This is a genomic window from Micromonospora sp. NPDC050276, from assembly GCF_044459545.1.
GTDB lineage: Bacteria > Actinomycetota > Actinomycetes > Mycobacteriales > Micromonosporaceae > Micromonospora.
Genome location: NZ_JBITJA010000003.1, coordinates 236,286 through 260,814, shown reverse-complemented (window position 1 = coordinate 260,814; position 24,529 = coordinate 236,286). Strand labels below are relative to the sequence as shown.

Below are 24,529 nucleotides of genomic sequence, written 5' to 3'. Positions count from 1 at the left end.
TGGTGTCTGCGTGGATCAAGGGGGAGCACCGCCCGTCTTCTCCGCCAGCGCGGAGATCGTTGGTGACCACCTCCACGTCGTGGTGGCCGGCGAGGTCGACATGGCGACCGCGGACACGATGCTCCAGACCGCGTTGCGCGAGCCGGCAAGGAAGATCACGCTCGACCTGAGCGCGGTCACCTTCTTCGACTCGGCCGCCATCCACGCCCTGGTCCGGCTCGCCCAGCAGTGTCCGGGCACGCTCACCGTTCGTCCGTCCCGGCAGGTCCGTCGGGTGCTGGAGATCTCCGGCCTCGGCGAGCAGAGCTGGCTCGAGCCGGCCTGAGGCGCCCGGCCGCCGTCGGGCGCGCGGTCAGTCCCGCAGCTGCCGGCGCAGCGTCACCTCGGTGCCCTCATCGGTACGCCGCACCGACAGGTCGCCCAGCGCCCTGATCAAGGCCAGGCCGCGCCCCCGGAAGCCGGAGCCGATCGACTCCCGCCACTGGCCGCTGTCGCGGACCGTGGCCGTCACCGTCCGACCCTCGATGGCCACCTCCACACTGATCATGGCCTCGACCGGGTACACCGGGTGCTCGATGGCGTTGGCGGCGGCCTCGGAGACGGCGACGGTCAGGTCGAACAGGTCGGTCTCGCCGACGGAGTGCGCGACCAGGAAGTCCTCCAGCCGCCTGCGCAGCACACTGAGCCGGGTCGGGTCGGCCGGCAGCCGCAACGCGAAGCGGTTCAGCTCCGCCGCCTCCAGGGCGAGGACCGCGACGTCGTCGCGGCGCGGCCCACCGGTGACCCGGCCGACCACCGCGTCGATCAGGTCCACCACGTGCTCGCTCGGGGTGGCCGCGTCGACGCGCAGCTGCGCCATCGCCGCGTCGATGCCGAGCTGACGGTCCTCGATCAGCCCGTCGGTGTAGAGCAGCAGTCGACTGCCGGCCGCCAACTCACCCTCGACCGACTCGTACGTCGCGCCGGGGAGGGCGCCGATCGGTGGACCGAGCGCCCGGTCGTGCAGGAACGCCACGTCGCCTCCGGTGATCAACAGTGGAGGCGGGTGACCGGCGCTCGCGTACCGCAGCCGACCGGTACGGGGGTTGAACAGCAGGCACACCACGGTCACGAAGGATCGGCCCTCGGTGGAGCCGACCAGCCGGTTGAGCCGGGTCAACGACTCACCCGGATCAAAACCCTCCAGCACGTACGCCCGCAGCGCGTTGCGCAGTTGCCCCATCGCCGCGGCGGCCTGGACACCCTTACCGACCACGTCGCCGATGACCAGCACCATTTCGTCGCCGTTGAGCGCGATCGCGTCGTACCAGTCACCGCCGACCTCGACGTCGGCGCCTGCCGGGCAGGTAGCGGCTGGCCACCATCGCGCCGGGCAGCTGCGGCAACGACCGGGGCAGCAGGCTGTGCTGCAGGGTGGTGGCGATGCGGTGTTCGGCCTCGTAGAGCTGGGCGTTCTCCAGGCGTACGCCGACCAGCCGGGCCAGCTGGGTCAACGCGGCGTCGTCGGTCTGCGCCTCGTCACCCGACGCCCGCCAGACCCGCAGCTCACCGAGCTGCTCGCCGGTGGTGCCGGTTAGCGCGGCCACGAAGGACGGGTCGGTGGCGGTGGTGCCGCCGGCGTCCGCCTCGGAGCGCGTCTCGGCCGCGGTGACCACCACCCGGGCCGCCTCGGCGAGGCTCAACGCGTGCCGGGCGGCGACCTGGAGCACCTCGGCGGTGGACCGGGCGGTGTTCACGGCCACCGCCGCGTCGGCGAGCGCCCGGAGCCGGCGGATGACCTGCCCGCGCAGCTGGCCCAGCTCCACGTTGGCCCGCACCCGGGCGATCAGCTCCTGCCCGGAGAACGGCTTGGTGAGGTAGTCGTCGGCGCCGACGGAGAGACCGGCGACGGCTTCCGCGGAGCCGGCGCGGGCGGAGAGCAGCACGATCGGGACATGCCGGGTACGCGGATCGGCGCGCAGCGCGCCCACCAGCCCGAACCCGTCCAGCCGGGGCATCATCACGTCGGTGAGCACCAGATCGAACCCGCCCTCGCGGGCCAGCGGCAGGGCGTCGAGCCCGTCGTTCGCGGTGACCACGTCCCAGGTCGGGGAGAGCAGCCGGGTGACGTGCTCCTGCAGGTCCACGTTGTCGTCGACGACCAGGATCCGGCCAGCCGGGGTGCGCGTCGTCGGCTGACGGTCGGATTCGGCCGTCGGGGCGACACCGGCCCACAGCGCGGTCTCCGCCACGAAGAGCCGGGCCTGCTCGGGCTCCCCTACGGGCAGCGGGTCGAACGCCGCCACCCGATCGGCCGGTAGGTGCGCCGAGCCGAACGGGATGGTCACCGTGAACGTGCTGCCCGCGTCGACCTGGCTGGTCAACCCGACCTCGCCGCCGTGCATCTCGACCAGCTCCCGGACCAGCGCGAGGCCGATGCCGGTGCCTTCGTGAGTGCGTGCCCGCACCCCGGCCACCCGGTGGAACCGTTCGAAGACGTGCGGCAGTTCGTCCGGCACGATGCCGACGCCGGTGTCCGTCACCTCCAGCCGGGCCGCGCCGTCCACGGCCCGGATCCGCACCCGGATCTCGCCATCGAAGGTGAACTTGACCGCGTTCGACACCAGGTTGAGGACGATCTTCTCCCACATGTCCCGGTCGATGAAGACCGGCGTCGGCAGCGGCGGACAGTCCACCACTAGTCGCAGCCCGGCCCGGTCGGTGGCCGAGCGGAAGGTGCTGGCCAGCCGGGCGGTGTAACCGGCGAGGTCGGTGGGCTGGTAGCGGGCGGCGAGCCGACCGGACTCCAGTCGGGAGAAGTCCAGCACGGTGTTGACCAGCTTGAGCAGGCGCAGCGCGTTGCGGTGCATCATGGTGAGCCGGTCGGTCTCGGCGGCTGGCAGCTCCGGGTCGGCCAGCATGTCCTCCAGCGGGCCGAGCACCAGGGTCAGCGGCGTGCGGAACTCGTGGCTGACGTTGGCGAAGAAGTTGGTCTTCGCCCGGTCCAGCGCGGCCAGCTCGGCGGCGCGAGCCCGCTCCTGCTCGTACGCCCGCTGGGAGACGACCGCCCGGGATATCTGGGCGGCGACCAGGCCGAGGAAGTCGCGGTAGTCGTCGCTGAGCGGCAGCTGGCGGGCCACGCCGACGACCAGCGCGCCGACCGTCTGGTTGGTCGCCGTGAGCGGCAGCACGAGGGCCTGGTCGGCGGCGTCGACCGGCAACGTGTCTAGCAGACCGGCCACCTCGACCGTGGCGGGCTTGCCATCGGCGGTCACCCGGGCCAACAGCTGCGACGTGACGTCGACGGGGGGCGGGGTGGTGCCGGTGCCACCGGCGAGGGTGAGCTGGCCGCTGTCGTCGGCCAGATAGATCAGGGCGAACGGCACGTCCGCCCGGTGCCGGCTGAGCACGTCGGCGGCGGTCCGGCCGAGTTCCACGGCGCTGCCGATGTCGCTCAGCTCGGCGCCCAGTTCGGAGAGCGCGCGCAGCCGGCGCTCGCCGAGCACCCGCCCGGTGGTCTCGCTGACGATGCAGTAGACGCCGCTGACCGAGCCGTCGTCACCCCGGATCGGGTCGCAGGAGACGTTGAAGTAGGTCTGCTCGACGAAGCCGTGCCGGTCCAGCAGAAAGGGGTGATCCTCGCCGCGGTAGGAGCGCCCGGTGCTCCGGACGCCGTCGAGCAACGGGCCGAGCACCGCCCAGGTCTCCGCCCAGTACGAGCGGGCCGGCTGGCCGATCACGTCCGGGTGTTTGGCACCGATGGTCGGCCGGTAGGCGTCGTTGTAGAAGGCGAGCTGCTCGTCGCCCCAGAACATGACGATCGGTGCACTGGAGGCGAGCATCATGCCGACCGCACTGGAGAGCGCCGGGGGCCACTGACCCGGCTCACCCAGCGGGCCGGAGGACCAGTCGAAGCGGGCCAGCCGCTCGCCCATCTCGCCACCGGCCGCGAAGGCGGCCGCCAGCATCGGGGGAGTCTCGCGAACGGACACGGTGGAATGCCCGATGTCCGCGCCCCCCTGGGCCGAGCTCATGCCTCCTCCGCTCCGGCCGTACCCCTCGACCGTTGATCTTCACCCACCGTGCTTCGACCTGTACCCCAGCGGACCAGCAACGTAACGCATCACGACGCGCGGACGCTGGTTACGTACACCTGCCCGGTCCGGCACCGGACAGTGCGGACGGGTAGCGGCGTCGAACGGGGATGGCCGAGCGCCCCGACGAGTCAGAAGACGGGCAGCCCATCGATGCTCGCGGCGTTCTTGGTGGCCCGGTAGACCACCAGGTCATCGGCGCTGCGGCGGGAGTGTGAGGTGAGTAACAGATCGCGTTCGGCCCGGAAGTCCATCAGCGGCACCGCGTAGCCGCAGGAGTCACTGACCCGCTCCACCTCGACCGTGATGACCGCGCGGACGGCGTGCACGTCGGGTGGCGCGGGAAACTCGGCGAGCCGATCGGCGAAGGCTTCCTCGGTGACGGCGACGCTGCTGCCCCGCCCGTGCAACCGGACACCGGACGGCGCGGTCGCCACGAAGAAGAGCGGCTGGGCCGCGATGAAGTCACGCAGGCGACCGTCGATCTCCGGATACACCTTGCCCATGCGCCGATCCTCCCATCGACGCCATCGACCGGCGGGGCGACCTCAGTCACACCCGCTGGTCAGCGGCCCGCACCAGCGCGGTGATCGGGCGGGGATCGCGCTCATTCTCCGGATGCCACTGCACCCCGAGCACGAACCGCAGGGCCGGATCCTCCACCGCCTCGACCACCCCATCCCCCGCCCAACCGGTCACCGTGAGCCGACCCGGATCGGCGACCGCCTGATGGTGGTACGAGTTGACCTGGTCCACCCCCGCCAACACCGTCGCGGCCAGGCTTCCCGGCGCGAACCGCACCGGGTGGGCCCCGTACACGCCGGGCGCCGGGCGGTGCGCCTCGTGACCCACCACGTCGGGCAGGTGCTGGTGCAGGCTGCCGCCGTACGCGACCGCGAGCAACTGCATCCCCCGGCACACGCCGAGCACCGGCAGTTCGGCGGCGAGCGCGGCGGCCAACAGGGTCAGCTCGCCGGCGTCCCGGTCCGGCCGATCCTCGGTGCGCGGGTGGGGCAGCTGGCCGTACCACCCCGGGCCGACGTCCGCACCGCCGGCCAGCAGCAGCCCGTCGAGGACGGCCACCACGTCGGCGTCGACGTCGTCCGGCGGCAGGACCACGGCCCGACCACCCGCGACCGTCACCGCCCGGGTGTACGCCTGCGGCACCAGTACCGCCGGAACACCCCGCCAGACCGCCCAGTCGGCGGGCTCGACGTACGCGCTGACCCCGATCAGCGGCCTTCGCTGAGCTGGCACTGTTCGCGACTGCGGGGCTCGCAAACCCGGCTCACTCCTCGCGATCCTCATAGCGGGGTGACGTAGGCGCCCGTGATGCCCCCGTCGACAACGAACTGCGCGGCGGTCATGAACGAGGCGTCGTCACTGGCCAGGAACGCCACCGCGGCGGCGATCTCCTCCGGTTGCCCGAACCGACCCATCGGCACGTGCACCAGCCGACGGGCGGCCCGCTCCGGGTCGGCGGCGAAGAGCTCCAGCAGCAACGGGGTGGCCACCGGGCCCGGGCAGAGCGCGTTGACCCGGATGCCCTCGCGGGCGAACTGCACCCCCAGCTCCCGGGTCATCGCCAGCACCCCGCCCTTGCTCGCGGTGTACGCGATCTGCGACGTCGCCGCACCCATCAACGCCACGAACGAGGCGGTGTTGATGATCGACCCCTTGCCCTGCCGACGCATGTGCGGAATGGCGTACTTGCAGCACAGGTAGACGCTCGTGGTGTTGACCCGCAGCACCCGCTCCCACGCGTCCAGGCCGGTGTCCAGGATGGAGTCGTCGTCCGGCGGTGAGATGCCGGCGTTGTTGAACGCGATGTCCACCCGGCCGTGCCGGTCGGCCACCCCGTCGAACAGGTCGCGTACCGCCGACTCGTCGGCCACGTCGGTGGCCACGAACTCGCCGCCGCACTCCTCGGCGGCCTTCGTACCGGCCGCCGCGTCGATGTCCACGCAGACCACCCGGGCCCCCTCGGCGGCGAACCGTCGCACGGTGGCCAACCCGATGCCGCTGCCCGCTCCGGTGACCACGGCCACCCGGTCCTGCAACCGACCCTGCACTGGCGTCACTCCTCTGTCGCGATGAACACGTTCTTGACGTCGGTGAAGGAGTGCAGCGCGTCCGGGCCCAGTTCACGACCGAGACCGGAGCGCTTCATCCCACCGAACGGGGTCCAGTAGCGCACCGAGGAGTGCGAGTTGACGCTGAGGTTGCCCGAGTCGACGGCACGGGCCAGGCGCAGGGCCCGACCCACGTCCCGGGTCCAGATCGAGCCGGACAGGCCGTACTCGGTGTCGTTGGCGAGCCGGACCGCGTCGGCCTCGTCGTCGAACGGCAGCACCGACACCACCGGGCCGAAGATCTCCTCCCGCCAGTGCCGGTCAGCCGGCGAGTCGGCCAGCAGCACCGTGGGCGCGTGCCAGAACCCGGGGCCGTCGGGGCAGGAGCCGGTGAAGGCGACAGTCGACCCGGTCAGGTAACCGGCGACCCGGTCCCGCTGGCCGGCGGAGATCAGCGGGCCCATCTCGGCGGTGTCGAGGGACGGGTCCTCGACCCGCACCGCGCGTACCGCCGGTTCGAGCAGTTCCAGGAACCGGTCGTACACCGAACGCTGGACCAGGAGCCGCGACCGTGCGCAGCAGTCCTGGCCGGCGTTGTCGAAGACCGCGCCCGGCGCGGTCGCGGCGGCGCGCTCCAGGTCGGCGTCGGCGAACACGATGTTCGCGCTCTTGCCGCCCAGCTCCAGGGTGAGTCGCTTCACCTGGGCGGCGCAGCCGGCCATGATCCGGGTGCCGACCTCGGTGGAGCCGGTGAAGCAGATCTTGCGGACCGCCGGGTGGCTGACGAACCGCTCCCCCACCACCGAGCCCTGGCCCGGGATCACGGTGAAGACGTCGTCGGGCAGGCCCGCCTCGCCGGCCAACTCGGCCAACCGCAGGGCGGTGAGCGGGGTCAGCTCGGCGGGCTTGAGCACCACGGTGTTGCCGGCGGCGAGGGCCGGGACGAACCCCCAGGCGGCGATCGGCATCGGAAAGTTCCAGGGCACGATCACGCCGACCACGCCGAGTGGCTCGTGGAAGGTGACGTCCAGCCCGCCGGGCACCGGGATCTGCCGCCCGATCAGCCGTTCCGGGGCTCCGGCGTAGTAGTCCAGCACGTCGCGGACGTTGCCGGCCTCCCACCGGGCGTTGCCGATGGTGTGCCCGGAGTTGCGGACCTCCAGCAGGGCCAACTCGTCCAGATGCGCGTCGACGGCGGCGGCGAACCGCCGCAACAACCGCGCCCGATCCCCCGCCCCCACCTTCCGCCAGGTCTCGAATGCCGAAGCCGCCCGCGAGATGGCCGCGTCGACCTCGTCCACCGAGGCCCCCGGAACCTCCCGAAACCCGACCCCACGAGCCGGATCCACCAACACGGTCACACGCCCCACCCCTCGATCCCGGTCGATCATGGAGTTGTAGCCCCCCACAAAAGCCGCCTCACCGGACCTTCCGCCCACCACAACTCCATGATCGACCGCCGCAGGGGTGGGGACGGAGGGGTCAGAGGCGTTCGAAGCCACGGGTCAGCTCCCAGTCCGTTACCGCGGCGTCGAAGGCGGCAAGCTCCACCCTCGCCTGGTTGGCGTAGTGGGCTACCACCTCGTCGCCGAACGCTTCCCGGGCCACCGTCGACGCCTCCCAGAGGGACAGGGCGTCGCGCAGGGTGCCGGGAACACGCTCGGCCTCCGGGTCGTCGTACGCGTTGCCGGTGCACTCCGCACCCAACTCCAACTCGCCGTCGATGCCGTGCAGCGCCCCGGCGACCAGCCCGGCGATCGCCAGGTACGGGTTGACGTCGGCCCCGGGCACCCGGTTCTCCACCCGCATGCCCCGCCCGTGCCCGACCACCCGCAGCGCGCAGGTGCGGTTGTCGACGCCCCAGCGCAGCGCCGTCGGGGCGAACGATCCCGGCTGGTAACGCTTGTAGGAGTTGATGTTTGGGGCGAAGAGCAGGCTGAACTCACGCATGGTGGCCAGCAGGCCGGCGAGCACCCGCTGCCCGGTCGGCGACAGGTGTGCCGGGCCGTCGCCGAGCATCGCCGACGAGCCGGACGAGTCCCGCAGCGAGAAGTGGATGTGGCAGGAGTTGCCCTCCCGCTCGTTGGGCTTGGCCATGAAGGTGATCGCCATCCCCTCCTGGGCGGCGATCTCCTTGGCGCCGTTCTTGTAGATCACGTGGTGGTCCGCGCAGGCCACCGCCTCGTCGTACCGGAAGGCGATCTCGTGTTGCCCGAGGTTGCACTCACCCTTGGCGCTCTCCGGCGTGAGCCCGGCGCCGGCCATCTCGGTGCGGATCCGGCGCAGCAGCGGCTCCACCCGGGCGGTGCCGAGCAGCGAGTAGTCGACGTTGTACTGGTTGGCCGGGGTGAGGTCGCGGTAGCCGCGCTGCCAGGCCTCCTCGTACGAGTCGCGGAACAGCACGAACTCCAGCTCGGTGCCGGCGTACGCGGTCAGCCCGTGCTCGGCCAGCCGGTCCAACTGCCGGCGCAGGATCTGCCGGGGCGAGGCGACCACGTCACCCGAGCCGTCGAGCCAGGTCAGGTCGGCCAGCAGCAGTGCGGAGCCGGGCTGCCAGGGCATCCGCCGCAACGTGGCGAGGTCCGGCACCATCGCGAAGTCGCCGTAGCCGCGTTCCCAACTCGACATCGCGTACCCGTCGACGGTGTTCATGTCGACGTCCACGGCCAGCAGGTAGTTGCAGCCCTCGCTGCCGTTGGCCACCACCTGGTCGAGGAAGTAGGGCGCGTGGAACCGCTTGCCCTGCAACCGGCCCTGCATGTCGACGAGAGCCAGCACCACCGTGTCGATCTCACCCTCGGCGACGGCGACCCGCAGTTGTTCCAGCGTGAGCGGAGCTTTCCTCATTCGCGGGCCTCCATCACCAAGGTCTACTGGCAAACCGGATCACCGTCAATGCCCCCGGCGGCAGGTGCGACAAACCCGACGGCCACCCGGCGGGACGGCAGCGCCGCCCGTCCCGCCGGGTGCCGGTCAGGCCGGGCCGTCGACCGGCGTCGGGTCGGCCGCCGCCACGGGTTCGTCGACGGTACGGACCGGGCCGGTGAACCACGTGCGGGCCGAGGCGTACCACCAGACGGCGACCACCAGCAGCACCCCGCCGACGGCGAGCGGCGCGTAGTTCACCGCCGACCAGGTGAACCCCTCGTTGCCGGGTACCCCGGCGGGCACGATCGGCAGCACGAAGTAGACGGCGATGATCGCGATCTCGATGACCGCGATCCAGCCGAGCACCTTGTACTTGCGGCCGAGCGTCCACGGGCCGGGAACGAACCGGTCACCCATCCGCAGGCGCAGCGCGATCGGGATGAGGAAGGACAGGTAGAGCCCGAGCACCGCGACGGAGACCACCGCGTAGAAGGCGATCGGGATGCCAGCCGGGCTTTCGTAGAGCGCCGGCAGGGTCAGCACCAGACCGGCCAGGGTTGCGCCGATGATCGCGTTGACCGGCGTGCCGTTGCGGTCGACCTTCGACCACAGGCGCCAGCCGGGCACCGCCCGGTCGCGGCTGAACGCGTACGCCATGCGGCTCATCGAGGTCACGCAACTCATTCCGCAGAAGAACTGGCCGATGGTGGAGATGATGATGACGATCTTGAAGAAGACCGGGGTGAGCGCGGACTCGAAGATGGCGCCGGAGAAGCCACCCGCGGCGTTGATCGCCTCGACGTCGGTGGCCGCGAAGAGGAACGCCAGCAACAGGATCCAGCCGCCGACCGCCGAGTAGAAGATCGACTGCCAGAGCCCGCGGGCCGCGGCCTGGGAGGCGCCCCGGGTCTCCTCGGAGACGTGTGCGCAGGCGTCGAAGCCGGTGATCGTGTACTGGGTCAGCAGGAAGCCCAGCGGCAGCACGTAGAACCAGAACGTCAGCCCGCCGATGTCGCCGTCACCGAAGCCGGAGTTGTTGAACCGCTCGGTGAACACGAACTGGAAGCTCTGGTGGTTGTCCGGCACGAAGACCAGGATGGCCACCACGACGGCCGCGCCGGCCACGTGCCACCAGACCGAGACGTTCTGGAGTACGTCGATGATCCGATGCCCATAGATGTTGATCAGCCCGTGTAGCACCAGGATGATCACGAAGAGGACGAACGCCTGCCGCAGTGTCCCGGCCCAACCGTCGAAGAGCGCCGACAGGGTGAGGTTGAGGAACGTCGCGCAGCCGTAGTCGACCGAGGCGGTGACCGCCACCAGACCGATCAGATTCAACCAGCCGGTGAACCAGCCGTGCACCGGGCGACCCATGGTGGCCGCCCACCAGTAGATCCCGCCCGCCGTCGGGTACGCCGACACCAACTCCGCCAAGCAGAAGCCGATGATCAGGATGAACAGTGAGATCAGCGGCCAGCCCCAGGAGATGGCTACCGGCCCGCCGTTGTTCCACGCCTGACCGAAGGTGGTGAAGCAGCCGGCCAGGATCGAGATGATCGAGAACGAGATGGCGAAGTTGGAGAAGCCACTCCACTTGCGGCGCAGCTCCTGTTTGTAGCCGAGTTCGGCGAGCCGTCGGGCGTCCTCGTCCATCGGTTGCTCGGCGGTCGGCACGGGCGTCGTGGCCACTGCACACCTCCCTGAGGTGGTTCCAGGTGCGAGTGCGCAAAGTGTCGTCCCGGTCGATCAAGGCGGTCAATACGCAGTCGGTGGGAATCTCACCCGCCGTCGGGCTAATTGCGTTGCCGTCCGGCCGCCCCGGCCCGCATCCTGGACCGGTGACCAGGCCCGATCAGGGCCCACCCGGGCGCTCGGACCGCCCGACCACGGTGGCGCGGGGCACGCCTCTCTCTCACGTACGGCGATCCGCCGTACCCGACAGTGCCCCGCGCCCCACCTTCTCCTTCGTGATCAAGAGGTTCGCGTCAGATAAGGCTTGAAATCTGACGCAAACCTCTTGATCAACGCGGGAAAAGGGGGGGTCAGGTTAGGAGGAGGCCGGCTACCCAGAGGGCTGCTATCAGCAGGCCGGCCAGGAACTCCACGAGCATCGACAGGCCGGCGGCCTTCAGGGCGTGCACGGTGGACGGCCAGGCGAGCTGGTTGCTGCCCAGCCGCAGCCGTTCCGCCGCCCACACCCCGGCGACGAAGCCGAGCACCAACCCCACGACCGGCACCACGAAGAACCCGATGATGCCGAGCACGCCACCGGCGAGCAGCGTGGACGTCGGCACGCCGGTGCGCTTCAGGTTCCGGCCGGGCCACGCGTACTTGATCACGGTGCCGCCCGCGGCGACCAGGGTGGCGGCGGCGAACACCGCCCAGCCACCCAGGCCGGCACCGCCGAAGACCGCCCAGACCAGCACGCCACCCCAGCACAGCGGCAGCGCCGGCAGGCCGGGCACCACCACGCCGGCCAACCCGGCCAGGATGGCCAGCCCGGCCACCACGGTCACCGCCGCCTGCGAGTCCGTCAGGTCCACACTGTCGCCTTCCGTCGCCACCACCCGGACCGCAACGGTCGCCCACTCACGCCGCCACCCGCCGGCCGATCGGCCGGAAACCCGATCATCGGTTCACGCCGCCACCCCGTCGCCGCGCAGTCGGGCGGTGATCGCGTCGGCCGGGACCGGCGCACCGAAGTATCGCCCCTGCCCGGTGTCGCAGCGCAGCGCCCGCAGCCGTTCCGCCTGCACGCCGGTCTCCACCGCCTCGGCCGTGACCCACAACTCCAGGGCGTGCGCCAACCGCACCAACGCGTCGACGATCCGTTCGTCGCGGTGGTCCGCCGCCACGTCGGTCCCGTCCGCGCGGATGCCCTCGACGAACGGGCCGGCGAGCTTCAGGCAGTGGATCGGCAACCGCCGCAGGTACGCCAGGTTGGAGTACCCGGTGCCGAAGTCGTCCACGGCCAGCCGAACGCCGAGCGCGGCGAGTCGGTGCAGGTTACGCAGAGGCTCACCGGCGCTGCCCATCACCGCGCTCTCGGTCAGCTCCAACTGAAGCAGCTCCGCGGGTAGCCCACTGGTGTGCAGCGCATCGGCCACCGTGTCCACGATGGCCGTTTCGTCGGCCTGCCGCGCGGCCAGGTTGACACTGACCACGAGCCTGGCGTCGGGAAACTCTCGCCACCACCGCTGGGCATCCGCGCAGGCCTGCCGCAGCACCCACTCGCCGAGCCGGACGATCAGGCCGGTCTCCTCGGCCAGGCCGATGAACCGGTCCGGCCCGATCAGGCCCAGCTCCGGGTGCTCCCAACGAACCAGCGCCTCCACGGCCAGCATGGTGCCCTCCAGCAGCGACACGATCGGCTGGTAGTGCAGCACGAACTCGCCCCGGTCCAGTGCGGCGGGCAGCCCGGCGACCAGCGCCGAGCGGGCGATGTCCCGGGCGCCGCGCTCGGGGTCGTAGACCGCCCACCGGCCGCGGCCCGCCGCCTTGGCCCAGTAGAGCGTGGTGTCCGCGGCCTTCATCAGCTCGGACGCGCTGGTCTCCGAGGCGGGGCACTGCACGATGCCGACGCTGGCCGATACGGCCAACTGGTGGTCACCGACGTGCACCGGAGCCGCGACGGCGGCCAGCGCGGCCTCGGCGACGGCGATCGCGTCGTCGGTGCCCTCCCCGCCGTCCACGAGGATCACGAATTCGTCGCCGCCCATCCGGGCGACCAGGTGGCCGTGGTCGGCCACGCACTCGGCCAACCTGCGGCCGATCATCACCAGCAGCCGGTCACCGAGGTCGTGGCCGAGACTGTCGTTGATCGCCTTGAAGCCGTCCAGGTCGAGGAAACACACCCCGACCCGCTGGCCGGGGCCCGCGGTGTCGAGCACCCGCCCCAGCGTCTCGAAGAACAGCGTCCGGTTGGGCAGCCCGGTCAGCGGGTCGTGCAGTGCCTGGAAGCGCAGCCGCTGCTGGAGTTCGTACCGCTCGGTGATGTCTTCGATCATCGCGACGGTGAATCGCGGTCGGCCCTCGTGCCGGATCAGCGAGACGGCCAGATCCGTCCAGACCACGCTGCCGTCCTTGCGGTGGTAGCGCTTCTCCACCCGGGCCGCGTCATGCTTGCCCTCGATCAGCTCCTGGTAGAGCTCCCACATCCCGGCGGCGTCGTCGGCGTGGAACAGCCCCGCCACGTTGATCTCGCGCAATTCCTCGATCGAGTAGCCGAGCATGTCGGCGAACGCCTGGTTGACGTCGATGATCCGGCCGTCCACGCCGGCGATCCCGATCCCGATCGCCGCGCCGGTGAAGACCGCCCGGAACCGGGCCTCGCTCTCACGCAGCGCCTGCTCGACCTCGTCGCGCGCCTGCCAGGCCGACCGGGCGATCCGCTCCTGCTGACTGAAGGTGCGGTCGCGCAGCGCGCGGGCGAACCCGGCGGCCAGCCCGCCCTGCAGCGCCGCGATCCGGTCGGCGAGGTCTGCCGGACGGTCACCGTCGCCCAGGACCTGGCGCGGGAAGTCCGCACCGAGTGCGTGCAGCGTCCAGTCCAGGGCCTGCGGCTCGGTGAGGTGCGCCTCCACCAGTGCCCGCCCGACCTCCTCGGCCGGACGGGCAGAGAACGGCTCGGCCCGCACCGCCTGGGCCAGCCGGATCGTGTGCACCAGCAGCAGCCGCTCGGTCTCGGCCATGCTGAGCGGCACGAAACCGAGGCGGCGTACCGCGCGGGCCCACTCGGCGGCGTACCCCTGGGCGTCCGCCCGGCCGGCATCGAGCCCGGCGGGGTCCGGGACGGCGGCCACGAGATCAGCCGGCGGGCTGGTCGTACCGGGCGACACCCCCGAAGGCGCCGAACCGCTCGGGGTGCTCGTCCACGTCGGACGGTGCGTCGGGGCGCCAGAGCGGCATGTGCACCACGCCCGGCTCCAGGACGGTCCAGTCGCCGAAGAAGCCGGTGACCTGTGCGCGGGAGCGCAGGGTGATCTCGGTGTCGGTCCGGGCGGAGAGGCGTTGGGCGTCCAGCATCTCCTGCGGCTGGTCCTCGAACGTGGAGTGCGAGATGACCAGGAAGCTGCCCGGAGCGGCGACGTCCCGCAGGGTGGCCAGGATCTCCTCGGGCCGGTCCGCGTCCGGGATGAAGTGCACGACCCCGGCCAGCAGGATGCCCATCGGTCGACTGAAGTCGATCAGCCCAAGCTGTCGGGTCTCGGCGAGGATCCGCTCCGGCTCACGCAGGTCGGCGTGGATGACCCCGGTCAGCTCGTTGCCGGCGAGCAGCTCCCGGCTGTGCGCGACGGCCACCGGATCGATGTCGACGTACACCACGCGGGCCTTGGGGTTCAGCCCCTGCGCCACCTCGTGCACGTTGCCCACGGTGGGAATTCCGGAGCCGATGTCGAGGAACTGGTCGATGCCGGCGTCGAGCAGCACCCGGACGGCCCGGCGGAGGAACTCCCGGCCGGAGCGCATGGTGGCCGCGAGATTCGGGGTCATGCTGGCGATCTGCTCGGCCAACTGCCGGTCGATCTCGAAGTTGTGCGCCCCACCCAGAAAGTAGTCGTACACCCGGGCCGCGCTCGGCCTGGTCAGATCGATCTCGGTCGGCAGTCCGTCCGGCATCAGTTGCTCCCCAGTTCATCGCCGCGGCGCGGGACGGCACCGATGGCGGGACGTGCCGCGGGCACGCGCGCGCACCGGTCGACCCGCGGGTCGTGTGGTGTGGACCACTCTAGGCGGCTGACTCCAGCAACAGCGAGATGCCTTGACCAACACCGATGCACATGGTCGCCAGCGCCCGCCGGCCGCCGCGGCGGCGCAGCTCCAGCGCGGCGGTCAACGCCAGTCGCGCGCCGCTGGCACCGAGCGGATGCCCCAGCGCGATCGCGCCACCGTTCGGGTTGACGTGCTCGGCGTCCACCGGCAGCCCCAGCTCGCGCAGCACCGCCACGGACTGCGCGGCGAACGCCTCGTTCAGCTCCACCACGTCCACCGCGCTCAGCTCGACGCCGACGCGGTCGAGCAGCTTGCGGGTGGCCGGCACCGGGCCGATCCCCATGATCCGGGGCGGCACACCGGCCGCCGCCGCGCCCACGATCCGGGCCAACGGGGTCAGACCGTACCGAGCAACCGCCGCCTCGCTGGCCACGAGCAGCGCGACCGCGCCGTCGTTGACGCCCGAGGAGTTGCCGGCGGTCACCGTGCCGCCGTCGCGGAACGGGGTGGGCAGCGCGGCGAGCTTCGCAAGCGTGGTCTCCCGGGGGTGCTCGTCGACCTCGACCAGCCGGGTCTCCCGGCGACCGGCCGGCACGGACACCGGCACGATCTCCTCGGCGAAGCGGCCGTCGGCCTGCGCCTTGGCCGCGCGCTGCTGCGAGCGGTACGCGAAGGCGTCCTGCTCGGCCCGGCTGACGCCGTACTCGGCGGCCACGTTCTCCGCCGTCTCCGGCATCGAGTCGATCCCCCACCCGTCGCGCATCAACGGGTTCACCAACCGCCAGCCCAGGGTGGTGTCGTACACCTCGGCCGAGCGGGAGTACGCCGACGTCGCCTTCGGCATGACGAACGGCGCCCGGCTCATGCTCTCCACCCCGCCGGCGATCACCAGCTCCGCGTCCCCGGCGACGATGGATCGGGCCGCGGTGGCGAGCGCGTCCAGGCCCGAGCCGCAGAGCCGGTTGACCGTGCTGCCCGGCACCTCCTCGGGCAGGCCGGCCAGTAGCGCCGCCATCCGGGCCACGTTGCGGTTGTCCTCGCCGGCCTGGTTGGCGCAGCCGAGCACGACGTCGTCCACCCGCGCCCAGTCCACCGACGGGTGGCGGGCGACCAGCTCACGAATCACGTGGGCGGCCAGGTCGTCGGGGCGGACGCCGGCCAGCGCGCCCGCGTACCGGCCGATCGGGGTGCGGACACCGGCCACCAGGTATGCCACGGTCATCGCAAGTCCTTAGGGGGTGCAGACGGCGGGGGTGGGGCAGGCCCACCGGGTCGCGAGGGCTGCCGGCGCCAGGATATCCGCGCCGGCAGCGGATAGGTTGACGGCATGGCCCGGGCCCAGTTCAGCGCAGAGACCAGCGACGGCGGCGCGTTCGTCCGTCAGCCGAACCGGTTCACCGGTCGGGTCACCGCCGACTCGACCTCGCCACCCGGCGGCGGCCCGGACGAGCAGGACCGCTGGCCCCTGGAGGCCGGCCGCTACCGGCTGATCTGGTGCCGCGCCTGTCCCTGGGCGCACCGGGCGCGGATCGTGCGCGGTCTGCTCGGGCTGGACGACGCGATCTCGTTGGGCACCGTCGACCCGATCCGGGACGAGCGGGGCTGGGCGTTCGCCCTCGACCCGGACGGCTTCGACCCGGTCCTGGGCGTCAGCTTCCTCTCCGAGGCGTACCTGGCCACCGACCCGGACTACACCGGCCGGGTGACCGTGCCGGCGCTGGTCGACACCCTGACCGGCCGGGTGGTCACCAACGACTACCCGCAGCTCACCCTCGACTTCTCCACCCAGTGGCGGTCGCTGCACCGTGCGGGGGCGCCGGACCTCTACCCGGAGGCACTGCGCCCCGAGATGGACGCGCTGATGGCCGAGATCCACACCGACGTGAACAACGGCGTCTACCGGTGCGGGTTCGCCACCTCCCAGGCGGCGTACGACGAGGCGTTCCGGGCGCTCTTCGCCCGGCTGGACGCGCTCTCCGAGCGGCTGGCCGGGCAGCGTTACCTGATGGGCGACGCGATCACCGAGGCCGACGTGCGGCTGTTCACCACGCTGGTCCGCTTCGACGCCGCGTACCACGGGCACTTCAAGTGCAACCGCAACAAGCTGACCGAACTGCCGGTGCTCTGGGCGTACGCCCGGGACCTGTTCCAGACGCCGGGCTTCGGCGAGACGGTGGACTTCGAGCACATCAAGCGGCACTACTACGGCACGCACCGGGAGATCAACCCCAGCGGGATCGTGCCGCTCGGGCCGGACGAGTCCGGCTGGGGCACCCCGCACGGGCGTGGCTGAGCCGGCCGGGCCCGCCGTCACGACCGTGTCGAGGGCCCGCGGTGACGTCGCCCGCCGGGTCGCGGGATCCGCGGCGGCCGGCTGCATCCTCGCCGGTGCGGTGGCGGTGACGCTCGCCGTGGTCGCCGGTCCCGGTCCAGGGCTCACCGGGTACGTCAGCGAGGCGGGTATCGCCGGCAGCGAGCACGCCGCGACGTACCGGATCGGGATCCTGGCCCTTGCCGGCGCGTTGCTGCTGGTCGGGGCGGCGCTGCCCCCGGGAGTGTGGGCGGCGGCCCCGGCGCTGCTCGCCACCGGGGCCGTGTTCACCGCCGTGTCCGCAGCGGTGACCTGTTCCGACGGTTGCCCGCTGCCGCCGTTCGAGCGGACGACGGCGGCGGATCTGGTGCATGGCGGCGCCAGCATCGGGGCGACCGCGGCGGTGGTCTTCGCCATGATCACGCTCGCCGTGTCGGGGCCGGCCGGCCCGACGGTGCGTCGGCTGGCCGGCGGGGCCGCCGCGCTGGCACTGCCGCTCTGCGCCACGGTGGGGCTGGCGATGCTCGTCATCGGCCGAGGCCCGGTGGTGGGTGTGCTGGAACGGCTGATCCTCGCACTCGCGGTGTTGTGGGGCCTGAGCACCGCCACCACGCTGGCCCTCTGTAAGGAGCCTCACGCCGTCAGGTCCTTCCGATGAGCGGAAATCGGCGTACCGTCGGCCAACGATGACCAACGTCTGGGGCCTCACTGTCCGCCTGTATGTCGATCTCCGACTGCAGGCCAGTGGCATCTGTCCGGGCTAGCCGCGTACCACGCCTGCCCCGATCGGACCCGGACAATTGGATCTCTCCTCATGCCCTTCAGTCTGCGCAAAATTCCCTTCTCCGTGCAGATCCTGCTCGGCCTCGTGCTCGGCGTCGCGCTGGGCTTTCTGGCCCGCACCAACGACCTGAGCTGGCTCACCAGCACCCTGCACACCGTCGGTAGCCTCTTCGTCCAGCTGCTCAAGCTGGCCGTGCCGCCGCTGGTCTTCACCGCCATCGTGGTCAGCGTGGTCAGCCTGCGTGGCGTCGCCAACGCCGCCCGGCTCGCCCTCAAGACCCTGCTGTGGTTCGGCATCACCGCGCTGATCGCGGTGAGCATCGGCATCGGCCTCGGCCTGCTCACCAACCCGGGCAAGGGCGTGACCCTCGACCTGGGTGGCGCCGCGCCGCCGAAGAACACCGGCTCGTGGACCGACTTCCTCACCGGAATCGTGCCCACCAACCCGGTCGGCGCGTTCGTCGAGGGCAACGTCCTCCAGATCGTCTTCCTCGCCGTCGTCGTCGGTGCCGCGGCCCTGCTGGTCGGCGAGGCCGCCGAACCGTTCGTGGCGCTGAACCGCTCCCTGCTGGAGATCGTCCAGAAGGCGCTCTGGTGGGTCATCCGGCTCGCCCCGATCGGCACCCTCGGCCTGATCGGCAACGCCGTCGCCTCGTACGGCTGGGACCTGCTGGCTCCCCTCGCGAAGTTCACCACCGCCGTCTACGTCGGCTGCGCCATCGTGTTGTTCGTGGTCTACCCGCTGGTGCTGATCCTCGCCGGCCGGCTCAACCCGCTGCGCTTCTTCGCTGGCGCCTGGCCGGCGATCGAACTGGCCTTCGTGTCCCGCTCCTCGGTCGGCACCATGCCGGTGACCCAGCGCTCGGTCGAGCGTCTCGGCGTGCCCCGCGAGTACGCCTCGTTCGCGGTGCCCTTCGGCGCCACCACGAAGATGGACGGTTGCGCCGCCATCTACCCGGCGCTCGCCGCGATCTTCGTGGCCCAGGTGTTCGGCGTACACCTCGGGGTCGGCGACTACCTGCTGATCGCCTTTGTCTCGGTGGTCGGTTCGGCGGCCACCGCCGGCCTGACCGGCGCGATCGTGATGCTCACCCTGACCCTCAGCACGCTGGGTTTGCCGCTGGCCGGCGCCGGTCTGCTGCTGGCGATCGACCCGATCCTGGACATGATCCGCACCGCCACCAACGTGGCGGGGCAGGCCCTGGTGCCGACCGTGGTCGCCGCCCGCGAGGGCACTCTCGACCGCGAGGCGTACGAGTCCGCAGGCCGGCGTGACCTGATCGACCCGGAGCCGGTCGCCGACCCCCGGCCCGAGTTGACCCCTGTTCCCGCCTGACCAGTTCACCTATCCGGCGACGGGCCCCTCTCCCCGGGGGCCCGCCGCCGTGTCGGAGAGGATGACCCCCATGAGTTCTCTGTTCACTCCGCTGGCCCTGCGCGCGGTCACGCTCCCCAACCGGATCGCCCTGGCGCCGATGTGCCAGTACTCCGCCGGCCCCGACGGGTTGCCCACCGACTGGCACCTGATCCACCTCGGCAGTCGCGCGGTCGGCGGCGCCGGTCTGGTACTGACCGAGGCGACCGCCGTGCTCCCCGAGGGCCGGATCAGCCCGCAGGACACCGGGCTCTGGTCCGGTACGCACGTCGACGCCTGGCGGCCGGTGACCGCGTTCGTCGCCGCCCACGGCGCGGTGCCGGCCGTGCAGCTCGCGCACGCCGGCTTCAAGGCCTCCACCTACCGGCCGTGGGCGCCGGAGCGCGGTGGCGTGCCGGACGCCGAAGGCGGCTGGACGCCCGTCGCCCCCGGGTCGGAGCCGTTCACCGCCGGCTACCGGACGCCGACCAGCCTCGACGAGGCCGGCATCGCCGGTGTGGTCGAGGCGTTCGCGGCCGGCGCCGAACGCGCCTTGGACGCCGGCTTCGCCGCCGTGGAGATCCACGCCGCGCACGGCTACCTGCTCAACGAGTTCCTGTCGCCGCTGACCAACCACCGCACCGACGGCTACGGCGGCGACCGGGCCGCCCGGATGCGGCTCACCCTGGAGGTGGCCCGCGCGGTACGCGCCGCGGTCGGCGAGGACGTTCCGGTGCTGACCCGGATCTCCGCCACCGACTGGGCCGAGGGCGGCTGGACGATCGAGGACAGCGTGGTGCTCGCTGGTGAGCTGGCCGGCGTCGGCGTCGACCTGGTCGACGCGTCCTCCGGCGGGGTGAGCGTGGATCAGCTCATCCCGCTCGGCCCCGGCTACCAGGTGCCGCTGGCCGCCCAGATCCGCCGCGAGGCCGGCGTGCCGACCGGCGCGGTGGGCCTGATCGTCGAGCCCGAGCACGCCGAGCAGATCGTCGCCAACGGCGACGCCGACCTGGTGCTGCTCGGCCGGGAGTTGCTGCGCGACCCGTACTGGCCGCGCCGGGCCGCCGCGAAGCTCGGCGTCGCGTACTCCGGGCCCGCCCAGTACGCCCGCGCCGCCTGATCCACGCCCGTCGGGCGGCTGCTCCCTGAGCAGCCGCCCGACCGTCAGCGGGACCTCGGGCTCTCAGCGCGACTCCTGGCTCTCAGCGCGACTCCTGGCCCTCAGCGCGACTCCTGGCCCTCAGCCGGCCAGGTGCGACCAGTCGCCCTCCAGGTCCTGCCAGGTGCCCTGGGCCGCCACCGCGCCGCCGAGCAGCACCACCACGTGGTCGGCCCGGACCAACGCGGCGCGCTTCGCGGTGGAGCCGACCACGGTCACCCCGTGGCCGCGCAACGCCTGCCACAGCGCCAGCTCGGTGGTGACGTCCAGCGCCGACGACACGTCGTCGGCGACCAACAATTCGGTACGCGGGGCCAGCGCACGCGCCAGCGCCAACCGCTGCAACTGCCCGCCGGAGAGCCGGGTGCCCTTGTGCCCGATGAGCAGACCCAACCCACCGCCGGCGGCGGCCAGGTCATGGTCGAGCTGGGCGGTGCTGACCGCGCCGGCCGCGTCCACCTGGTGCCCGAGGGCGATGTTGTCGGCCACCGTGCCAGACAACACCCGAGGCAGCTGGCCGACGTAGCCGACCTGGTTGGGACGTAGGAACAGCTCCGGCTCGGTGACCGGGTCACCGTTCCAGGCCAGCTCGCCGGTGTGGTGCACGATCCCGGCCAGCGCCCGCAGCAGCGAGGACTTGCCCGACCCCACGGGCCCGACGACCAGCACCAACTGCCCCCGCTGCACGGTCAGGTCCACATCCCGGACGGCCACCGTACCGTCGGAGTGCACCACCCCGAAGCCGCGCAGCTCCAGCCGCCGCAGCGGATGCCGGGGCGGCATGGTCGGCGCGGGTGCCGTGCCGGCGGTCAGGTCGACCTCCGGCACCCCTGCGGAATAGCTGCTCACCCCGGCCATCGCCACCGTGCGCCGGGTCCAGACCCGCGCCGAGGGCAGCTGCGAGATCAACGACGCGGTCGTCCAGGCGAACCAGCGGGCCGCGCCCAGGGTGGACACCGCCACCAGCACCGCCCCGGCGGAGAGCGAACCGTTCAGGTAGAGCGCCCAAGCCCCGATCGGCAACAGCCCGCTGGCCATCGACGGCGTCGAGCGCGCCCACACCTGCACCGAAATCTCCCGCCGCTGCCGGTCGCTGCGCAGCACGTCCAGGCCCGCCAGGTGGCGCAGCACCGCCGCGGTCGCGCCGGCGAGCTTCACCGTCCGCGCCGCGGAGAGCGCGGAGACCAGCGCCGTGGCGAACGCGGCCCGCGCCGCCACCGTCGCCCGAGCCGCCCGCTCCAGCTTCGGCCCGAACAACGTGGCGGCCAGCCCGGAGACGACCATCGTGCCGAGGAAGAACAGCCCCGGTACGACGCTGCCGGTGACCGCCGTCATGGCGACCACGAGCACCAGCGCGACGCTCTGATCCAGCACGTTGTCGGCGAGCTGGACCACCCGCTCGGTGTCGCCGCCCTGGGCCACCACCTCGGCGGGGGTGTGCGAGCTGACCCGGCGCGGCCCGGTCTGGCCGTGCACCAGGCGCAGGCCGATCCGCAGCATCTGCCGCACCCACCACTGCGGGAACCAGACATGGGTGTAGAACGGCAGCGGCAGGGTGACCAGCAGCCCGGCGACGATCCCCACCGCCGGCAGGTACGGGTTGCCGGTCCCGTCGACCAGGTCCGCCCAGAGCCAGGGCAGCACCGGGCCGTCCAACCCGAGCAGGCTGAGCCCGAGGAACAGCGCGATCGCGGTCGCCCCGTACCGGGGGTCGTTGATGCAGAGTCGGAAGATCTCCCGCAGCGTCCGGGCCGGCGGCACGGGTGGCAGGGGCGGCGGGTCTGCGCGGGCCGGCGCGGTCGTTGTGATCGGCTCGGCCCGTGCGACCCGCTCGGTCGGCTCCGGCGCAACCCAGGTGGGCTGCTCGGTCGACGCGACCGGCGCGACCGGGGCGGGCAACGGCTCGCCCGGCCAGGCGTCCGCCGGATCGGGGCCGACCAGCAGGTCGGTGCCGACGCCGATGCGACCGGCCGGCGCCACCGCGGCGTACGCGGCGGCGTGGCTGGTCGCCAGCAGCTCGGCGAAGCGCGTCGACGTCTCCATCGGGCCAGCCTCGACCACCGCGCCGTCGGCCAGCACGACCACCTCGTCGCAACGACGCACGGAGGAGAGCCGGTGCGCGATGACGATGCCGATCCGGTCGCGCAGCAGTCGTTCGGTGGCCCGCTGCACCCGCGCCTCGGTGACCGGGTCCAGCCGCGCGGTGGCCTCGTCGAGGATCACCACGTGCGGGTCCCGGACCAGGATCCGGGCGAAGGCCACCAACTGCTCCTGACCGGCGGAGAGCACGTGCCCGCCCTCCCCCAGTCGGGTCGCCAACCCGTCCGGCAGCTCCGCGATCCAACCGGCCAGCCCCAACTCGTCGAGCGCCCGAGCCGCCACGTCGAGCAACTCCGGGTCGAAGAGCGCGACGTTCTCGGCGAGCGTGCCGGCCAGGATCTCGGTGCGCTGCGGCACCAGCGCCACCCAGCGGCGCAGCTGCTCGACATCGAGGTCGCACAGGTCGGTGCCGCCAAGGAAGACCGTGCCCGGCGGCACGTCGACGGCCCGGGTGAGCACCTTCGCCAGAGTCGACTTGCCCGAACCGGTCCGTCCGATCAGCGCGTACGACCGACCACGGGCGAAGGTGAGGTTGAGCCCGCGCAGCGCGGCGCCCCGGCCACTCTGCTCGTACCCGAAGGTCAGGTCCCGAATGCGGACGTCACCCTCGCTCGGGCTGGCCCCGCCAATGGGTTCCTGCCGAGCCTTCTGGAGCAGCTGCACCCGAGCCCACGCGCCGAGAGCCTCCTGGATCTCCGGCACCATCCGGCTGACGTGTTCCGCGGTCGCCCCGAAGGCCAGGGCGAGCAACCAGATGGCGGTGAGCCGGGCGGCGTCGATCCGACCGGTGGCCAACGCCCAGGCCCCGCCGAGTACCACCACGCCGATGCCGGCACGGATCGTCGCGGTGGCCACCGTCGCCACCCGGGCGGACAGCACCCAGACCACGCGGCCCCGGGAGAGGACCGCGGCGGCCCGCCGGGCGTACAACCGCAGCACGTACGGGCGGGCCAGGCTGGTACGCACGTCGTCCTGGCCGTGCACCGCCTCCTCCATTACGGCGGCCAGGTCGGACCACGCCTCCTCCTCGGCCATCCGGGCCGGGCCGATCCGCGCCGTGGGCCGGCGCAACCCGACCGCGAGCACCACCGTGAGCAGCAGCATCGCGATCCCGGCCGGCCACCACACGGCCAGCGCCACCACCATGGACAGCAGGCCGACACAGAGCCCCTGGGCAAGCCGGGTGCCCTGGTTACGAATCGCCGACGCCACCTGATAGACGTCCCCGTCGATCCGGTCCAGCAACTCGCCCACCGGTGTGGTTTCCAGCGTCGGCAGGTCCTGCCCGAGAGCGACGCGACACAGGCGGCGGCGCACGTCGGCGGACCAGTCGGCGGTCAGGCCGGCCATCAGTAGGCTCACCGCGAGGTCGCTGAGGACCACGGCGACCAGCGCCGCCGCCAGCACGGCGAAGAAGCCAGCCGAGCGATGCACCAGCACCGCGCCAGCCAGCGCCGACGCGCCCGCCTGCCCCGCGGCGCCCAGCACAATGAGGACGACCACGATCGTCATACGGCGGGTCGAGGTGCCCCACAGATCACGGAGCAGGCGCATGGAAAGTCCTCCGGGACGGGGGTGGCGGAGACCTCAGCCTGCCGGCGCCAACCCGCCAACTCAACCGATTTTCCGGCCCTGAGCAGGGCATCCGCCCCTCCGACCAGCGGCAGCGACGGACTCGCCCAGCGCCCCGTCGCGGTGTCGACCGATCTCGCAACCCGACCCGCGCCCGTACCTGCCGCACCGCTCGTCGCCTAGACGATCCGGACGCTCCGCCGCACGCCGAACGCCCCGCCCGCCGAACGCCCAGCGGCCGCCGAACGCCCCGCCCGCCGAACGCCCGGCGCCCGCCGAACGCCCCGCCAGACCGAACACCGACGCCAAGCGCCCCGCCGACCCAACACCCAGCGGACACCCGAACGCCCCCGCCCGATCGACGGACCAGCGGAGCGCCGAGCGGCCCACCCGACAGAATGCCCGGCGGACCCAACACCCAGCGGACACCCGGACGCCCCGCCCGATCGACGGACCAGCGGAGCGCCAAGCGGCGCGCCCGACAGAATGCCCGGCGGACGCCGAGCGTGTGCCGCCGACCGA

At 72.2% G+C, this 24,529-nt stretch carries 16 protein-coding genes and 1 pseudogene; 5 read left to right on the top strand and 12 right to left on the bottom strand.

Annotated features, from left to right (window positions below; all coding sequences use genetic code 11):
• The first annotated feature begins 10 nt into the window (after nucleotides 1–10).
• Nucleotides 11–325 (top strand): STAS domain-containing protein, encoded by a 315-nt coding sequence (locus tag ACIBF8_RS07260; protein ID WP_396781476.1) that lies wholly within the window; start codon nucleotides 11–13, stop codon nucleotides 323–325.
• A 27-nt stretch (nucleotides 326–352) separates the two neighbouring features.
• Here ACIBF8_RS07260 and ACIBF8_RS07255 read toward each other — a convergent pair.
• From ACIBF8_RS07255 to pcaF, 11 genes and pseudogenes are all read right to left on the bottom strand, one after another.
• Nucleotides 353–4,013, bottom strand: a pseudogene (locus tag ACIBF8_RS07255) (SpoIIE family protein phosphatase).
• Between the two features lie 191 nt (nucleotides 4,014–4,204).
• The gene (locus ACIBF8_RS07250) at nucleotides 4,205–4,579 is read right to left on the bottom strand and encodes a hypothetical protein (protein ID WP_396781475.1); all 375 of its coding nucleotides are present in this window, start codon (nucleotides 4,577–4,579) and stop codon (nucleotides 4,205–4,207) included.
• 46 nt (nucleotides 4,580–4,625) lie between these two features.
• Nucleotides 4,626–5,330, bottom strand: coding sequence for a gamma-glutamyl-gamma-aminobutyrate hydrolase family protein (locus tag ACIBF8_RS07245; protein WP_396781474.1), 705 nt, complete (start codon nucleotides 5,328–5,330; stop codon nucleotides 4,626–4,628).
• 47 nt (nucleotides 5,331–5,377) lie between these two features.
• Nucleotides 5,378–6,145 carry a 3-oxoacyl-ACP reductase gene (locus ACIBF8_RS07240; protein WP_030489498.1) on the bottom strand — a complete coding sequence of 256 codons (768 nt, stop codon included), beginning with the start codon at nucleotides 6,143–6,145 and terminating at the stop codon, nucleotides 5,378–5,380.
• Between the two features lie 5 nt (nucleotides 6,146–6,150).
• Entirely contained in the window at nucleotides 6,151–7,506 is a 1,356-nt protein-coding gene (locus ACIBF8_RS07235) for an aldehyde dehydrogenase family protein (RefSeq protein ID WP_396781473.1), read from the bottom strand.
• 121 nt (nucleotides 7,507–7,627) lie between these two features.
• On the bottom strand, nucleotides 7,628–8,992 hold the full coding sequence (locus tag ACIBF8_RS07230; protein ID WP_396781472.1) for a glutamine synthetase family protein: 1,365 nt from the start codon (nucleotides 8,990–8,992) through the stop codon (nucleotides 7,628–7,630).
• Nucleotides 8,993–9,118: 126 nt separating this feature from the next.
• Nucleotides 9,119–10,705, bottom strand: a complete 1,587-nt coding sequence (locus ACIBF8_RS07225) for an amino acid permease (RefSeq protein ID WP_396781471.1) — start codon at nucleotides 10,703–10,705, stop codon at nucleotides 9,119–9,121.
• A 353-nt stretch (nucleotides 10,706–11,058) separates the two neighbouring features.
• Nucleotides 11,059–11,559, bottom strand: a complete 501-nt coding sequence (locus tag ACIBF8_RS07220) for a DUF456 domain-containing protein (RefSeq protein ID WP_396781470.1) — start codon at nucleotides 11,557–11,559, stop codon at nucleotides 11,059–11,061.
• A gap of 93 nt (nucleotides 11,560–11,652) precedes the next feature.
• Complete coding sequence (locus ACIBF8_RS07215) at nucleotides 11,653–13,818, bottom strand: putative bifunctional diguanylate cyclase/phosphodiesterase (protein WP_396781469.1); 2,166 nt, start codon at nucleotides 13,816–13,818, stop codon at nucleotides 11,653–11,655.
• A 4-nt stretch (nucleotides 13,819–13,822) separates the two neighbouring features.
• On the bottom strand, nucleotides 13,823–14,635 hold the full coding sequence (locus tag ACIBF8_RS07210) for an SAM-dependent methyltransferase (RefSeq protein WP_396781468.1): 813 nt from the start codon (nucleotides 14,633–14,635) through the stop codon (nucleotides 13,823–13,825).
• 109 nt (nucleotides 14,636–14,744) lie between these two features.
• Nucleotides 14,745–15,950, bottom strand: a complete 1,206-nt coding sequence (pcaF, locus tag ACIBF8_RS07205; RefSeq protein ID WP_396781467.1) for a 3-oxoadipyl-CoA thiolase — start codon at nucleotides 15,948–15,950, stop codon at nucleotides 14,745–14,747.
• Between the two features lie 105 nt (nucleotides 15,951–16,055).
• Here pcaF and ACIBF8_RS07200 point away from each other — a divergent pair, with 105 nt between their 5' ends.
• The 4 genes from ACIBF8_RS07200 to ACIBF8_RS07185 all read left to right on the top strand — a co-directional run bounded on the left by ACIBF8_RS07200 (nucleotide 16,056) and on the right by ACIBF8_RS07185 (nucleotide 20,296).
• Nucleotides 16,056–17,021: a glutathione S-transferase family protein gene (locus ACIBF8_RS07200; protein WP_396781465.1), complete on the top strand. Its 966-nt coding sequence runs from the start codon at nucleotides 16,056–16,058 to the stop codon at nucleotides 17,019–17,021.
• Between the two features lie 25 nt (nucleotides 17,022–17,046).
• Nucleotides 17,047–17,697: a DUF998 domain-containing protein gene (locus tag ACIBF8_RS07195; RefSeq protein ID WP_396781464.1), complete on the top strand. Its 651-nt coding sequence runs from the start codon at nucleotides 17,047–17,049 to the stop codon at nucleotides 17,695–17,697.
• A 168-nt stretch (nucleotides 17,698–17,865) separates the two neighbouring features.
• A complete protein-coding gene (locus ACIBF8_RS07190; protein WP_396781759.1) occupies nucleotides 17,866–19,158 on the top strand; it encodes a dicarboxylate/amino acid:cation symporter in 1,293 nt (430 codons plus the stop codon).
• 70 nt (nucleotides 19,159–19,228) lie between these two features.
• On the top strand, nucleotides 19,229–20,296 hold the full coding sequence (locus ACIBF8_RS07185) for an NADH:flavin oxidoreductase/NADH oxidase (RefSeq protein ID WP_396781463.1): 1,068 nt from the start codon (nucleotides 19,229–19,231) through the stop codon (nucleotides 20,294–20,296).
• Nucleotides 20,297–20,416: 120 nt separating this feature from the next.
• Here ACIBF8_RS07185 and ACIBF8_RS07180 read toward each other — a convergent pair whose 3' ends face one another.
• Entirely contained in the window at nucleotides 20,417–23,989 is a 3,573-nt protein-coding gene (locus ACIBF8_RS07180) for an ATP-binding cassette domain-containing protein (protein ID WP_396781462.1), read from the bottom strand.
• Between the last annotated feature and the right edge of the window lie 540 nt (nucleotides 23,990–24,529).

What these genes read in the sequence shown, in the direction of transcription:
- ACIBF8_RS07230 (WP_396781472.1), bottom strand. Translation starts at nt 8,992, where the DNA reads ATGAGGAAAGCTCCGCTCACGCTGGAACAACTGCGGGTCGCCGTCGCC.
- ACIBF8_RS07250 (WP_396781475.1), bottom strand. Translation starts at nt 4,579, where the DNA reads ATGGGCAAGGTGTATCCGGAGATCGACGGTCGCCTGCGTGACTTCATC.
- ACIBF8_RS07200 (WP_396781465.1), top strand. Translation starts at nt 16,056, where the DNA reads ATGGCCCGGGCCCAGTTCAGCGCAGAGACCAGCGACGGCGGCGCGTTC.
- ACIBF8_RS07185 (WP_396781463.1), top strand. Translation starts at nt 19,229, where the DNA reads ATGAGTTCTCTGTTCACTCCGCTGGCCCTGCGCGCGGTCACGCTCCCC.
- ACIBF8_RS07210 (WP_396781468.1), bottom strand. Translation starts at nt 14,635, where the DNA reads ATGCCGGACGGACTGCCGACCGAGATCGATCTGACCAGGCCGAGCGCG.
- ACIBF8_RS07180 (WP_396781462.1), bottom strand. Translation starts at nt 23,989, where the DNA reads ATGCGCCTGCTCCGTGATCTGTGGGGCACCTCGACCCGCCGTATGACG.
- pcaF (WP_396781467.1), bottom strand. Translation starts at nt 15,950, where the DNA reads ATGACCGTGGCATACCTGGTGGCCGGTGTCCGCACCCCGATCGGCCGG.